12 protein-coding genes are annotated in these 14,212 nt (G+C 73.1%); 10 read left to right on the top strand and 2 right to left on the bottom strand.

Translation table 11 applies throughout. The features are described from left to right. Nucleotides 1–170: 170 nt before the first annotated feature. Nucleotides 171–2,336, top strand: coding sequence for a S8 family serine peptidase (locus tag BM393_RS17120; protein ID WP_254783483.1), 2,166 nt, complete (start codon nt 171–173; stop codon nt 2,334–2,336). Nucleotides 2,337–2,424: 88 nt separating this feature from the next. Here the strand turns inward: BM393_RS17120 and BM393_RS17115 are convergent, their stop codons facing one another. Beyond that, nucleotides 2,425–3,144 carry a cistern family PEP-CTERM protein gene (locus BM393_RS17115; protein ID WP_141225372.1) on the bottom strand — a complete coding sequence of 240 codons (720 nt, stop codon included), beginning with the start codon at nt 3,142–3,144 and terminating at the stop codon, nt 2,425–2,427. 216 nt (nt 3,145–3,360) lie between these two features. On the opposite strand from BM393_RS17115, the gene BM393_RS17110 reads away from it, so the two are divergent. The 8 genes from BM393_RS17110 (at nt 3,361) to BM393_RS17075 (ending at nt 12,585) form a co-directional block, all read left to right on the top strand. Next, nucleotides 3,361–4,362: an ABC transporter permease gene (locus tag BM393_RS17110; RefSeq protein WP_175538383.1), complete on the top strand. Its 1,002-nt coding sequence runs from the start codon at nt 3,361–3,363 to the stop codon at nt 4,360–4,362. Beyond that, nucleotides 4,359–5,228: an ABC transporter permease gene (locus BM393_RS17105; protein ID WP_091728973.1), complete on the top strand. Its 870-nt coding sequence runs from the start codon at nt 4,359–4,361 to the stop codon at nt 5,226–5,228. The genes BM393_RS17110 and BM393_RS17105 overlap by 4 nt, the downstream gene beginning before the upstream one ends. Then, nucleotides 5,225–6,178, top strand: a complete 954-nt coding sequence (locus tag BM393_RS17100; RefSeq protein WP_091728970.1) for an ABC transporter ATP-binding protein — start codon at nt 5,225–5,227, stop codon at nt 6,176–6,178. Before BM393_RS17105 ends, BM393_RS17100 begins: the two co-directional genes overlap by 4 nt. After that, nucleotides 6,175–6,963 (top strand): ABC transporter ATP-binding protein, encoded by a 789-nt coding sequence (locus tag BM393_RS17095; protein WP_091728967.1) that lies wholly within the window; start codon nt 6,175–6,177, stop codon nt 6,961–6,963. Before BM393_RS17100 ends, BM393_RS17095 begins: the two co-directional genes overlap by 4 nt. Nucleotides 6,964–6,972: 9 nt before the next feature. After that, nucleotides 6,973–8,484, top strand: a complete 1,512-nt coding sequence (locus BM393_RS17090; protein ID WP_091728963.1) for an ABC transporter substrate-binding protein — start codon at nt 6,973–6,975, stop codon at nt 8,482–8,484. A 188-nt stretch (nt 8,485–8,672) separates the two neighbouring features. Then, nucleotides 8,673–9,284, top strand: a complete 612-nt coding sequence (locus BM393_RS17085; RefSeq protein WP_091728958.1) for a response regulator — start codon at nt 8,673–8,675, stop codon at nt 9,282–9,284. Beyond that, entirely contained in the window at nt 9,281–11,692 is a 2,412-nt protein-coding gene (locus BM393_RS17080; RefSeq protein ID WP_091728955.1) for a penicillin acylase family protein, read from the top strand. The genes BM393_RS17085 and BM393_RS17080 overlap by 4 nt, the downstream gene beginning before the upstream one ends. Continuing rightward, complete coding sequence (locus BM393_RS17075) at nt 11,689–12,585, top strand: cytochrome c (protein WP_217648459.1); 897 nt, start codon at nt 11,689–11,691, stop codon at nt 12,583–12,585. The genes BM393_RS17080 and BM393_RS17075 overlap by 4 nt, the downstream gene beginning before the upstream one ends. A gap of 8 nt (nt 12,586–12,593) precedes the next feature. Here BM393_RS17075 and BM393_RS17070 read toward each other — a convergent pair whose 3' ends face one another. Next, entirely contained in the window at nt 12,594–13,250 is a 657-nt protein-coding gene (locus BM393_RS17070; RefSeq protein WP_091728947.1) for a glutathione S-transferase family protein, read from the bottom strand. Nucleotides 13,251–13,580: 330 nt separating this feature from the next. Here BM393_RS17070 and BM393_RS17065 point away from each other — a divergent pair, with 330 nt between their 5' ends. Beyond that, a complete protein-coding gene (locus BM393_RS17065) occupies nt 13,581–14,195 on the top strand; it encodes a DUF6515 family protein (protein ID WP_141225370.1) in 615 nt (204 codons plus the stop codon). Nucleotides 14,196–14,212: the final 17 nt, after the last annotated feature.

Raw genomic sequence — 14,212 nt, 5'->3', positions numbered from 1 at the left:
ACGGAAAAACCTCAATCGCCGTCCCCACTTGCAGTTCTGGCCCGGGCCTTGCTGCGAGAGACCGACCGTGCGCGCGCAGACGCGCCGGCCGCCGTCAGGGGGACGACAACGAGCTCCGCAGGGACGGCTCCGCAGGCCGGGGACCGCCGCTCGGGGCGGAGGAGACCGCCATGTCCGTGCTTGCATCCTTCGTCCTTGCCACCGCCGCGGCCACGCCGGCTTCGACGCCGCCTTGCGCGCCCGCGCGTCCGGAGCAACTGCGCAACGAGCTGTCGCCATCGCAGGGCCTGGAGCGCTATACCGACCTGAGCCCCGCCGTGCGCGAGGCGCTCGTCCGCCGCATCGACCAGTTGCGCATCGACGACCTGGTGATGCTCAGCCGCGCCGGCGTCAACGGCCAGTACCGCTACGACGACGAGATCCGCCACGCGCTGATCGGCAACCTGCTCTGCGACCGGCTCGACCTGTCGTCGTGGAAGGCGACCGACGAGGCCAGCGCCCTGGTGTTCTGCGAGGGCGACACCTGCGTCGCCCTGACTGTCGACGGCCGCGTGCTGACGCGCCTGAGCCGGCGCAAGCCCGATGCCTTCGACGCGCTCGCGCAGGCGCTGCGCATCCGGCCCGGCGGCCCGCAGACGGAGCTCGAGCTGCCGCCGCCCGCGGCCGGCACGGCCAACGGCTGGGCGCGCCAGCGGCTGCTGGTGCAGACGCGGGCGGGCCTGGACGACAAGGCGCTGGCGAAGATCCTCGGCCCGCACGGAGGCAAGGCGCGTCGCATCGGCCGCACGCAGGTCGCCATCGTCGACCTGCCGCCCAATGCCTCGGAGACCGCGGTGGCGATGACGCTGGCCCGCCATCCGCAGCTCAAGACGGCCGAGCTGGACATGCGGGTGTCGCCCGCGATGACGCCCAACGACCCCTACATGGGCAGCGAGTGGCACCTGGTGCGCATCAATGCGCCGCAGGCCTGGGACACCGCCCAGGGCGCCGGCATCAAGATCGCGATCCTGGACACCGGCATCGACGCCAGCCATCCCGACCTGGCCGGCCGCATGGTCCCGGGCTGGAATTTCTATGACGGCAACGCCGACACCAGCGATGTCCACGGCCACGGCACGGCGGTGGCCGGCGCGGCGGCGGCGGCCGTGAACAATGGCATCGGCGTCGCGGCCGTCGCCGGCCAGGCGCAGCTGATGCCGGTGCGCATCGCCGACCCCAATGCCTATGCCTACTGGAGCACCGTCGCGCAAGGCCTGAGCTGGGCGGCGGACCAGGGCGCCCGCGTGGCCAACATCAGCTACAGCGGCGTCGCGGGCAGCGTCTCGGTGCAGAGCTCTGCCGACTACCTGCGCAGCAAGGGCGGGCTGGTCGTGGTCGCGGCGGGCAACAACGGCATCGACGAAGGCATCACGCCCACGGCCAGCATGATCCCGGTCTCCGCCACCAACGAGACCGATGCCAGGACCAGCTGGTCGAGCTACGGCAACTTCGTCGCGCTGTCCGCGCCCGGGCAGAACATCTGGACCACCCAGCGCGGCGGTAGCTACGGCGCCTGGTGGGGGACCTCGCTGGCCAGCCCGGTCGTGGCCGGCACCGTCGCGCTGCTGATGTCGGCCCGGCCGACGCTCAGCGGCAGCGCGATCCAGAACGCGCTGTTCACCACCGCCGTCGATCTCGGCACCGCCGGGCGCGATCCGTATTTCGGCTGGGGCCGCATCAACGCCGGCGCGGCGATGCAGGCGGTGCTGAGCGCGCCCGCGCCCGATACCCAGCCGCCCGCCGTCTCGGTCAGCGCGCCGCTCAACGGCGCGACGGTCAACGGGCTGGTCGCGGTCGATGTCGGCGCCTCCGACAACCAGGGCATCGCCCGCGTGGACCTGCGGGTCAACGGCAGCGTCGTCGCCTCGGACACCTCGGCACCCTATGGCTTCAGCTGGGACTCGACCCGGGTCGCCAACGGCGCGGTGACGCTCACCGCCACCGCGGTCGACGCGGCCGGCAATGCCGGCACCAGCGCGGCGGTGACGCTGACGGTGGCCAATGCGGCGCTGGTCGACACGCAGCCGCCGGAGATCGCGATCGCGACGCCTGCGGCCAATGCCAAGCTCGCCGGCAACACGCTGACGATCTCGACCCGCGCCAGCGACAACGCCGGCGACGCCGGCATCCGCCAGACCCTCTACGTCGACGGCGCGCAGGTGGCGAGCGGCACCGGCGCCACCCTGAGCTTCACCTGGAACCTGAAGAAGGCCTCGGCTGGCACGCACACGATCCAGGCGGTCGCGAGGGATGCCGCCGGCAACACCGCGGTGGCGACGACGTCCTTCACGAAGTAGGTGGGCGGACCGGCGCGAGTGCTCGCCGGAACGCAAGAAGGCCCGCCGAAGCGGGCTTTCTGTCGAGGGCTTCCTGCCGAGCCAGGTCTCAGGACGCGCGGCGCAGCGGGCGTGTCAGCACCCGGCGCGACAGGCCGGCGGCGAGTGCCGCGATGGCGATCAGCGCCAGCGCGTCGGGCTCCGGCACGTTGCCGCCGCCGCCGCCGCCCGAGCCGCCGCCACCGCCTTCGCCGCAGCCCGGCTGGCTGGCGACGCAACCGGCGAATTCCACCGAGACTTCGCGCGTGCCCACGCTCTGGAACTTCGCGGAGTAGGGGCTGGTGAAGGTGATGCCCTGCGTGAAATCACCGCCGGCCTCGGCCGTGAGGACGAGGTTGAATGACGACATCATTCCCTCGCCCAGCCCGTCGCCGATCGGTCCGCCGGAGCAGTTGTTGCCGGCCCAGACGCACAGGTCGACCTTCTTGAAGCTCGGGAAGTTGTCGTCGATCGACGCGGACCACCCGGAACCGGCGGTGGCGCCCTGGAGTGCCGGCGTGACGACGTCGATGCCGAACGACAGCAGCGCGTTCTGCCCCGGCCCGAAGGAGTTGTTCGTGACGATGGTCGCGAAGGTGGCGCTGGTCGCGGACCAGCTGGTCAGCGTGAACTTCACCGTGGCCGACAGCGTGGCGCCGTCGAGCGTGCTGGTGTAGAGCAGCGTCGTGGTGTCGTTGAGGCCGCCGAACACCACCGCGGTGGCCTGCGCCTGGCTGCAGAAGAGGAGAGCCGCGGCGGCGGCGAGCCCATGGATCATTGTTGGCTTCATGATCGATCCCTTCCCGGACGATGCACGTGGCTGTTGTTCTCCCCTGCCTCCCCTATGCATAAGCCGGGCCACTTCGCCAAGCCGTTGATCCGCCGTCAAATTTCCATTGATCTGATAAATCCGCGCACGGAACTGTAAAAAAATGCGACGCGGCGGGCACGCCAGTTGCCGTCGCGCCCGCCCGTATGTGGCAAGGCCGTCGCGGACGCGGCGCCTATGATCCCGCCCGCGATGAATTACCTGCTCAAGCGCCTGGCGGTGCTGTTGCTGACGCTGCTGGCCGCTTCGGCGCTGATCTTCGGCGCGCTGGAATGGCTGCCCGGCAACGCCGCCCAATTGATCATGGGACCCGAGGCACCGCCCGAAGCGGTCGCGGCGCTGGCGCGCCAACTGGGGCTGGACCAGCCCGCATGGTCCCGATACCTCGCCTGGCTGGCCGGCCTGGTGCGCGGCGACCTCGGCCTGTCCTACGCCTACGGCGCGCCGGTCGCCGACCTGATCCTCGAGCGCCTGGCCCTGACCCTGCCGCTGGCGCTGCTGGCGATGTCGATGACGGTGGTGCTGGCGCTGGGCGCTGGCTGGTGGGCCGCCAGCCAGCACGGGCGCGCGGGCGACCACCTGGTGATGGGCCTCACGCAGCTGGGCCTGGCGGTGCCGAGCTTCTGGTTGGGCATGCTGCTGGTGCTGCTGTTCGCGGTGAAGCTGCAGTGGGTCGACGCCGGCGGCTTCCCCGGCTGGTCCGAGGCCCTCGGCGGCGGCTTCTGGCCGGGCCTGCGCGCGCTGCTGCTGCCGGCGGCGGCGCTGGCGGTGGTGCAGGCGGCGATCCTGGCGCGCATCGCGCGCTCCGCGCTGCTGGACATCGCCCGCGAAGACTTCATGCGCAGCGCCCGCGCCAAGGGCCTCTCGCGCCGCGCGGCGCTGTGGCGGCACGGCCTGCGCCACGCCGCGATCCCGCTGCTGACGCTGGGCGGGCTGCAGTTCGCCAACCTGCTGGCCGGCACCATCGTCATCGAGAACGTCTTCACCTTGCCCGGCCTGGGCCGCCTGATGGCGCAGGCGATCGCCAACCGCGACCTGATCGTCGTGCGCAACGGCGTCATGGGGCTGGCGGCGCTGGTGCTGCTGCTGAATTTCACGATCGACCTGCTGCACGGCTGGATCGATCCCCGGCTGCGCACGCGGGCCGAGGCCGACGTCGAGGCGGAGGGCGCGGCATGAAGGACGGTGCCAAGGACAGCATGAGCTCCGGCATGAGGTCCGGCCTGAAATCGGGCATGAGGCGCGCCGGCTTCGTCGCGGGCGCCGTGCTGACCGCCGCGCTGCTGCTGGCGGCGCTGCTGTCGCTGGTCTGGTCCCCCTGGCCGCCCGAGCAGATCGACATGGCCCGCCGCCTGGCCGCGCCCAGCCCGGCGCACTGGCTGGGCTGCGACCAGCTCGGCCGCGACGTCCTCAGCCGCCTGATGGCCGGGGCGCGCAGTGCCTGGCTGGTGGGCCTGGTGGCGGTCGGCATCGGGCTGCTCACTGGCACCGCGCTCGGGCTGGTCGCGGCCGCGCGGCGAGGCGCGGTGGAGGCGCTGATCCTGCGCGGCGCCGACCTGGGCTACGCCTTTCCCGCGCTGTTGCTGGCGATCCTGCTGGCGGCGGCGCTGGGGCCTGGCATGACGGTGGCGATGGCGGCGATCGGCCTGCATGCGGTGCCGTCCTTCGCGCGGCTGGTCAATGGCAGCGCCAAGAGCTGGTGGGCGCGCGACTTCGTGCTGGCCGCCCGCGTCGCGGGGCAGGGGCGGGCATCGATCACGCTGCGTCACGTGCTGCCGCAGCTGCTGCCGCTGCTGATCGTGCAGGGCACGACCAGCTTCGCGCTGGCCATCCTGGCCGAGGCCGGCCTGTCCTATCTCGGCCTGGGCGCCCAGCCGCCGCAGGCCAGCTGGGGACGGCTGCTCGCCGAGGCCCAGACGCTGATGTTCGAGGCGCCGCAGCTGGCGCTCGCGCCGGGCCTGGCGATCACGCTGGCGGTGCTGGGCCTGAACCTGCTGGGCGACGGCCTGCGCGACCGCCTCGATCCCAAGGAGCTGCCGCGATGAGCGCGCCGCTGCTCGAGGTCCGCGACCTGCAGGTGTGGCTCGCCGGGCGCGGTGGCGCGGCGCTGCATGCGCTGCGCGGCATCGACCTGAGGCTGGACCGCGGCGAGTGCCTGGCGCTGATCGGCGAGTCCGGCAGCGGCAAGACGCTGACGGCGCTGGCCGTGATGGGGCTGCTGCCGGACGGCGCGCGGGCCACCGGCCGCATCGCCCTGGACGGCCGCGAGCTGCTCGCGCTCGACGAGGACGACTGGTGCGGCCTGCGCGGCCGCCGTGTCGCGATGGTGTTCCAGGAGCCGCTGACGGCGCTGAACCCGCTGCAGCGCGTGCTGGCGCAGGTGATGGAGCCGATCCGCCTGCACCGCCTCGCGCCGGACCGCGCGAGCGCCCGCCAGCGCGCGCTGGCGCTGCTGGCGCGCGTCGGCCTCGAGGAGCGGCAGGCCTGCGCCTATCCGCACCAGCTCTCCGGCGGCCAGCGGCAGCGGGCGCTGATCGCGATGGCGCTCGCCGCCGAGCCCGAACTGCTGATCGCCGACGAGCCGACCACCGCCCTGGATGCGCGGCTGCGCGTGCAGGTCCTGGAACTGCTGCGGGAACTGGTCGCCGAGCGCGGCATGGGGCTGCTGCTGATCTCGCACGACCTCGCGCTGACGGCGCGCCGCGTCGATCGCCTGCTGATCCTGTACGGCGGGCGAGTGATGGAGCAGGGCGTCGCGGCGGACTTGCTGGCACACCCGCGCCATCCCTACACGCAGGCGCTGTGGGCGGCGCGGCCGCGGCTGGGCGCCGGGCGGGACCAGCCGCTGCATCCGCTCAAGGGCAACGTGCCGGCGCTGGCGCAGCTCGGCGACGGCTGTCCGTTCGCGCCGCGCTGCCCGCTGGCGACCGCCCGCTGCGCCGCGGAGCCGCCTCGTTTCGACGGCCGGCTCGCCTGCTGGGAGGTGTCGACATGAGCGGGGTCATCGGCCGGACTCCGGCGCCGTCGTCCTCGCCAGCGGCTCCGCTGCTCGAGGTCGAGGACCTGGGCCAGCGCTACGGCGGCCGCACGGTGCTCAAGGACATCTCGTTCACGCTGCCGGCGGGCGAGTCGCTCGGCATCATCGGCGAGTCGGGGGCCGGCAAGAGCACGCTGGCGCGCCTGCTCATGGCGCTGGAGCGACCGCGCCACGGCCGGGTGCGCTGGTCCGGCCAGGACGTGAACGCGATGCCCACCGCCGCGCGTCGCGCGTTGCGGCCGGGCGTGCAGATGGTGTTCCAGGATCCCTACGGCTCGCTGGATCCGCGCTGGCGCGTCGGCCGCAGCGTGGTGGAGCCGCTCGCCGCGCTGCCGATGACCGACGCCGAGCGTCAGGCGCGGCTGCTGGAGGTGCTCGCCGAGGTCGGCCTGGAGCCCGACGCGGCGCTGCGCTTCCCGCACCAGTTCTCCGGCGGCCAGCGCCAGCGCCTGGCGATCGCGCGGGCGCTGGCGACGCGCCCCCGGCTGATCGTCGCGGACGAGCCGCTGTCCGCGCTGGACGTCTCGGTGCAGGCGCAGATCCTGGCGCTGCTGCGCGAGCTGCAGCGGCGCGACGGCATCAGCCTGGTCATCGTCAGCCACGACCTCGCGGCGGTCGAGGTGCTGTGCGACCACGCGCTGGTGCTGCGCGGCGGCGAAGCGGTCGAGCAGGGCCCGGCCGCGCGCGTGCTGGGCGATCCCCGGCATCCCTACACCCGGGACCTGCTGGCCGCTTTGGCATGATCCGCGGCCATGGATACCTCCCTGGACCGTCGCCGTTTCCACCGGCTCTCGATCGGCGCCGTCGGCGCCAGCCTCGGCGCCGCGCTGCCGGCCTTCGCGCAGGTGCCCGGCGGGCGGCCGCTGGTGCTGGGCATGACCCTCGAGCCCCCGGGCCTGGACCCGACCGCCGGCGCCGCCGCCGCCATCGGCGAGATCGTGCTCTACAACGTGCTGGAGCCGCTGACCAAGGTGGCCGAGGACGGCTCGGCCCGCCCCCTACTGGCGCTGCGCTGGAGCGCCTCGGCGGACCAGAAGACCTGGACCTTCACGCTGCGCCCGGGCGTGCGCTTCCACAACGGCGCGCCCTTTGACGCCACGGCGGTGAAGTTCAGCTTCGAGCGCGCGGGCGCGCCGAACAGCCTCAACAAGGACCGCCGCGTCTTCGAGAACATCGCCGCGATCGCGACGCCCGATCCGCTGACCGCGGTGCTGACGCTCAGGCATCCGGAGCCCGACCTGCCGGCGCTGCTGGCGCAGGCGACGGCGGTGATCGTCGAGCCCGGCAGCGCCGCCGGCAACGCGCAGAACCCGGTGGGCACCGGGCCCTACCGCGTCGCCCAGTGGCAGCGCGGCGCCAGCCTCACCGTCGCCGCCTGGCCCGGCTTCCGCGACGCGGCCTCGATCCGGATCCCGCGGGTGCAGTTCCGCTTCATCGGCGAACCGGCCGCGCAGGTCGCCGCGCTGCTGGCTGGCGACGTGGATGCCTTCCCGCGCGTGGCCGCGGCCCGGGCGCTGTCCCAGTTCAAGGCGCAGCCGCGGCGCTTCCAGGTGATCACCGCCTCGTCGCGCGCCAAGACCATCCTGGCCATCAACCACCAGCGGCCGCCGCTGGGCGACGTCCGCGTGCGCCGCGCCATCGCCATGGCGATCGACCGCAAGGCCGTCATCCAGGCCAGCGCCGACGGCTACGGCGTGCCGATCGGCAGCTTCGTCACGCCGGACGCGCCGGGCTACGTCGACTGCACCGCGATCAACGCCTACGACCCGGCCGCCGCGAAGGCGCTGCTGGCCCAGGCCAAGGCGACCGGGCTGTCCCTGTCGCTGAAGCTGCCGCCGGTGCCGTACGCGCGCCAGGGCGGCGAGCTGATCGCGGCGCAGCTGGCGGCGGTCGGCATCACCGCCCGGATCGAGCAGATCGAATGGGCCCAGTGGCTGTCCAGCGTCTACGGCAGCAAGGCCTACGACCTGACCGTCATCGCGCATGTGGAGCCCTACGACTTCGGCAACTTCGCGCGGGCGGACTACTACTGGGGCTACCGCAGCCCCGCCTTCAACGCGCTGTACGAGCGCATGCAGGGCAGCGCCGATCCGGCCGAGCGGACCCGGCTCTTCGGCCAGGCGCAGCGCCAGGTCGCCGAGGACGCGGTCGCCGCCTTCCTCTACCAGCCCCAATGGATCACGGTGGCGCGGGCCGGCCTGAAGGGCCTGTGGAGCCGCACGCCGCTGTTCGCCAACGACCTGTCCGCGCTGAGCTGGGCATGAAGCCGTGCAAGCCCCCTGATGCAGGGACGCTGCGGCGGCGCGGTGTCGCGCAGCCGCATCAGCCGGCGGGGCGGGGCGGCGGCTCGTCGGAGCTCGCGCGCCGGCCGTCCACCGAGAGGGCTTTTCCTCTACAGGCCGTCTTGCGGCCGGTGTAGCGTGCGCGGTTTGGGGAGGAGTCGGAGAGCCGCATGCCGTTTGAATTGCCTGAGACCCTGCAGCCGTTCCTGTTGCCGCTGCTGATCGTGGTCCCGCTGGCCATCGTGATCATCATCATCACGGTGCGCCGTGGCGACTATCGCGACGTGGGCGCGCCGCCGCCATCGCCCCGTCCCCTGCCGCCCGGCCCGGCCGCCCGCGCCAGCTCGGCCCCCGCCGCGGCGCCCGCCGCGATGTCCCCCGCCACCGCCGCCTCGCCCGAGCGCCTGCCGCTGCTGGTGGTCGACGACTCGGCGGTCGTGCGCGCCAAGCTGCTGAAGCTGTTCAGCGAGGCCGGCCACGAGGTGGTCGCCGCGCGCGACGGCGTGGAGGCGATGGAGCTGCTCGGCCAGACCCGCTTCGGCGTGCTGATCACCGACCTGGAGATGCCCAACATGGACGGCTTCGAGCTGATCAAGGCGGTGCAGGGCGCGATGGCGACCGAGGACCTGCCCATCATCGCCATCAGCGGCCATGAGGAACTGCACGCCCGGCTGCACCAGGTGCAGGGCCTGTACGGCATGTTCCACAAGCCCTGGAACGACCGCGAGCTGATCAAGCGCGTCGAGGCGCTGTCCCACCTGCGGCAACCGGTCCGTTCATGAGCGTGGGTCGCTGGCTGAAGCGCGGCGCGCTCACGGTCGCCGTGCTGGCGGCGCTGGGCGCCGCGGCCGCGGCCTGGCATGTCCACCAGAAGCTGCCGCAGCGCGACGGCGAGCTGCAGCTGTCCGGCCTGAGCGCGCCGGTCACCGTCCGCTACGACGAGTGGGGCGTGCCCCACATCGACGCGCGCAACGAGGACGACCTCTACCGCGCGCTCGGCTACCTGCACGCGCAGGACCGGCTGTTCCAGATGGAGATGCTGCGCCGGCTGGCGCGCGGCGAGCTGGCGGAGGTGCTCGGGCCCAAGCTGGTCGACACCGACCGCCTGTTCCGCGCGCTCGGCATCCGCCAGCGCGCCGACGAACTCGCCGCGGCGAGCGCGGCCATCACCGCTCAGCCCGGCGCGACCCGCGCGCTGTATGCCTACCTGGACGGCGTCAACCAGTACCAGGCGACGCGGCCCGCGCCGCTGGAGTTCGAGGTCCTGGGCATCCCCAAGCGCCCGTTCACCGCCGCGGACACCTACAGCATCGCCGGCTACCTGGCCTACAGCTTCGCCGCGGCCTTCCGCACCGAGCCGGCATTGACCGCGGTGCGGGACCAGCTCGGTCCCGACTACCTGCGCATCTTCGACCTGGACTGGCATCCCTCCGGCGTGCTGGAGCCGCAGGCGCTGGACGCGCCGCGCGGGCGCTTCCCCGACGTGGCGCCGATGCTGGCGCGGCTGGCCGCGGTCGGCGACCAGGCGGCGGCGCTGGCCGGGCTGCCGCAGTTCGAGGGCAGCAACGCCTGGGTCGTGTCGGGCAGCCGCACCGTCAGCGGCAAGCCGCTGCTGGCGGGCGATCCGCACATCGCGTACTCGGCGCCGGCCGTGTGGTGGGAGGCGCACCTGCGCACGCCGCAGTTCGAGCTCTACGGGCATCACCTCGCGCTCAACCCGACGGCGCTGCTGGGACACAACCGGCGTTTCGGCTGGAGCCTGACGATGTTCCAGAACGACGACGTCGACCTGATCGCCGAGAAGGTCAACCCGGCCAACGCCAACGAGGTCTGGTACCAGGGCCGCTGGGTCGCGATGACCGCGCGGCAGGAGACGCTCAAGGTCAAGGGCCAGCCCGACCAGGTGCTGACGCTGCGCCGCTCGCCGCACGGGCCCATCGTCAACGACGCGCTGCCGGGCGACCGCGGCGAGCGCCCGGTCGCCATGTGGTGGGCCTTCCTGGAGACCGAGAACCCGGTGCTCGACGGCTTCTACCGGCTGGGCCGCGCCGACACGCTGGACCGCGCGCGCGACGCGGCGAGCCTGGTGCATGCGCCGGGGCTGAACATCGTGTGGGCCAACGCCAGTGGCGACATCGCCTGGTGGGCGGCCGCGAAGCTGCCGCAGCGGCCGCCGGGTGTGAATCCGGCCTTCGTGCTGGACGGCGCGACCGGCGAGGCCGACAAGCCGGGCTTCCTGCCGTTCTCGGCCAACCCGCACGAAGAGAACCCGGCGCGCGGCTACATCGTGTCGGCCAATTTCCAGCCGACCGGGGACACGCCGGTGCCGGGCTACTACAACCTGGCCGAGCGCGGCCGGCGCCTGGACGGGCTGCTGAGCCAGGGCAAGCGCTGGGACATCCACAACAGCCAGGCGCTGCAGCTGGACGTGCAGACCGACTACGGCCCGCGCGTGCTGCGGCCGATCATCCCGCTGCTGCGCGGATCGGCCTCGGTCGAGGAGCAGCCGCTGGTCGAGGCGCTGGTGCGCTGGAACGGCGCCTACAAGGCGGACGCGGTGGCGCCGGTGCTGTTCCAGCAGTTCACCGCCGAGTTGCTGCGGGCGGCGCTCAAGGATGAGCTCGGCGAGGCGCAGTTCGAGAACCTGCGCCGCACCCGCGCGCTCGACCACGCCTTGCCGCGGCTGATGGCGGATGCGGACTCGCCCTGGTGGGACGACCGCTCGACGCCGCAGCGCGAGACGCAGACCGACATCGTGCGCCGCGCCTGGAAGGCGACGGTCGCGCACCTGCAGGCGACGCTCGGCCCCGACAGCGGGACCTGGCGCTGGGACGCGGTGCACACGCTGACGCACGAGCATCCGCTGGGCCGACAGAAGCCGCTGGACCGGATCTTCAACGTCGGTCCGTTCCCGGTGCCCGGCGGGCATGAAGTCCCCAACAACTTCGCGCAGCGCAACGGCAGCGGGCCGTGGCCGGTGGTCTACGGACCGTCGACGCGCCGGTTGATCGACTTCGCGCGGCCGCAGGAGGCGCTCGGCGTCAATCCGGTCGGGCAGAGCGGCGTCTGGCCGGACGCGCATTACGCCGACCAGGCCGCGCTGCTGGCCCAGGGCCGTTATCGCCGCGAGTGGTTGGACGAGGCCGATGTGCGCGCGCATTCGAACGGCCTGCTGGTGCTCAAGCCATGAGGTCCGTGTCGAGCACACGTGGCGCACCCGGTGCGCGGGCCGCCGTGCTGGCGCTGGCGATGCTCGCCGCGACCTGCATCGCGATGCCCGCCCTGGCGGTGGACCTGCCGGCACCGGCGGAGCTCGCGCGGCGACTGGCCGCCGGGCCGGCAACCGGCGCGTCCGGCCCGGCGACGGCGGCGGCCACGGCCAAGGCGACGGCCGCTGTCACCGTCACCGTGCTCGAGCCGCACCTGATGCGTGACGGACGCATGCCCGAGGTCCGCTACCTAGGCGTGCCCGCCGACGCGGCGTTGACGGCGGTGCTTGGCACGGGTTGGCGTGCGCCGGGGCAGGAACTGGAATTCCGCGCGCTGGACGGTTTCGTCTCGCGCATTCCGGTGGAGCGCTTCGCGCAGCATCGCGCGTGGCTGGTGCACGCGCGCGCCGATGGCCGGCCCTTCCAGGTCGACAACCACCTGCAAGGCGAGCGGCAGGTGCCGCTCGGGCCGTATTACCTCGTGTGGGACAACCGCGCCTCGAAGGCGCTGCAGGCCGAGGGCGGCGCGCTCTGGCCCTACCAGGTGGCGTCGGTGAGCGTGGGGCCGTCCTCGACGCGCGCGCTGCTGCCGGATGGCCTGGCCACCCGGTACGCCGACGCGGCCGACCTCGCCCGCACCCACTGCCTGAGCTGCCACCGCATCCGCGGCTACGGCGGCGACAAGATGCCGCTGGACCTGGACGTCGTCGTCCGCGGCTACGACGCCGCGGCCTGGCAGCGCTGGCTGCTGGCGCCCGCCGCGGTGCGGCCCGGCACGACGATGCCGGCGCTCGCCGAGGGCATGTCCGCCGAGGAGCGGGCCGCCATCGCGCAGCGGCTCTACGACTACCTGCGCGCGCTGCCGCCTCGCTGAGCGGGCGGTCAGAACCAGGGCTTGGGCAGCTGCTCCGTCTCGATCGCGCGCAGCAGCGCCGGGCGCTGCGCCATGCGCTCGAGGAAGGCGGCGAGGGCGGGGCGGTTGCGCGCGGGATGGCTGAAGTTGCGCGTCCAGCGGCACAGCATGAAGGCGAAGGGGTCCAGCACCGAATAGCGCTCGCCGAGCAGGAACGGACCGCCGTGGCGTTCGAACTCGGCGGCGAGCAGGTCCAGCTGCGCCGCGGCGCGCACCTGCGCCTGGGCTTTGACCTCGGCGCTGCCGGCGGCGTTGCCCGGGGCGACGAAGCGGTCCGGGTAGTAGTAGGTGATGACGGTCGGCTGCAGCGTGTTGGTCAGCCACATCAGCCACTTGTAGGCATGGGCGCGCTCGGCGCTGCCCGGCGGCGGCATCAGGCCGGCCTCGGGATGGGTGTCGGCCAGGTGCAGCAGGATGGCGGCGGTCTCGAACAGCACCAGCTCGCCCTGGCGCGTGTCGCGCAGCGCGGGCAGCAGGCCGTTGGGATTGAGCTTCAGGAACTCGGGGGACTTGTGCTCGTCGCGGTCGCGGTCGACGAGGCGGAGCTGGAACGGCACGCCCAGTTCCTGTAGGAGCACGTGCGGGGCGAAGCTGGCGTTGCTGGGGAAGTAGTAGAGCTCGATCATGGCGGCGGGGTCGAGGTGGGGCGACCTGAGGTCGCGGGAAAGGCGTGCGCCCGGCGGCGCGTGGGAAGGGCGTGAGGGCCGTGTCGTCATGTCGTGACGTCGCGGATGCCCGGCGGCGCGCATCATCGCCGATCGTCGCGCGCGACCGTTGCGCCACCGCGCGCGACCCGCTTCCGTCCCATGCGCGGCTCGTGCGCTGACCGTGCACGGACCGACACGGGCAATGGATCTTTACCCCTGCGAAACGCCCTTCCGTAGACGCGGCCGAAGGGCCCGGCGTTCAATAAGCCTCCGGACTTCCTGGGCGCCGCACGGCGGCGCGAGCAGATCATGAGCAAGCTTCGTTGGTTGATTCCCGTCGCGCTGGCGCTGAGCGCCGGCGTCGCCTCGGCGCAGCACCACGGCGGCGGCGCGCGGGTCGACATCGGCCTGCGCTTCGACAGCCGCTACCACCACGACCACTACTACCCCGCGCCCGGCTACGTGGCCCGCGGCCTGCCGGGCGGCGCGGTGTTCGTCGGCAACCGCTACTGGTACCACGGTGGCGTCTGGTACCAGCCCTGGGGCCCGAGCTTCCGCGTCATCGCCCCGCCGATCGGCTTCGTGGTGCCGGTCCTGCCCAGCGCCTACGTGACGCTGCGCATCGGCGGGCTGCCCTACTACTACGCCAACGGCGCGTATTACACGGTGGCCACCGGCGAGCCGGGCTACGTCGTGGTCGCGCCGCCGCCCGGCGCCGACACCGCGACGCCGGCCCCGATGGCGCCGCCGCGGCCGGACCCGATCATCTATCCGCGCCACGGGCAGTCCGCCGCGCAGACCGAGGCCGACCGCCAGGACTGCAACCGCTGGGCGACCTCGCAGCCCACCGCGATGAACGACGCCGGCGTGTTCAACCGCGCGGTGGAGGCCTGCATGGACGGGCGCGGGTACAGCATGCGCTGAGCGCGCTGAGCGCGGGG

It is taken from the genome of Mitsuaria sp. PDC51, from assembly GCF_900113225.1.
Lineage (GTDB): Bacteria > Pseudomonadota > Gammaproteobacteria > Burkholderiales > Burkholderiaceae_C > Roseateles.
The sequence above is the reverse complement of the archived record's forward strand: the minus strand, read 5'-3'. Positions and strand labels throughout refer to the sequence as shown.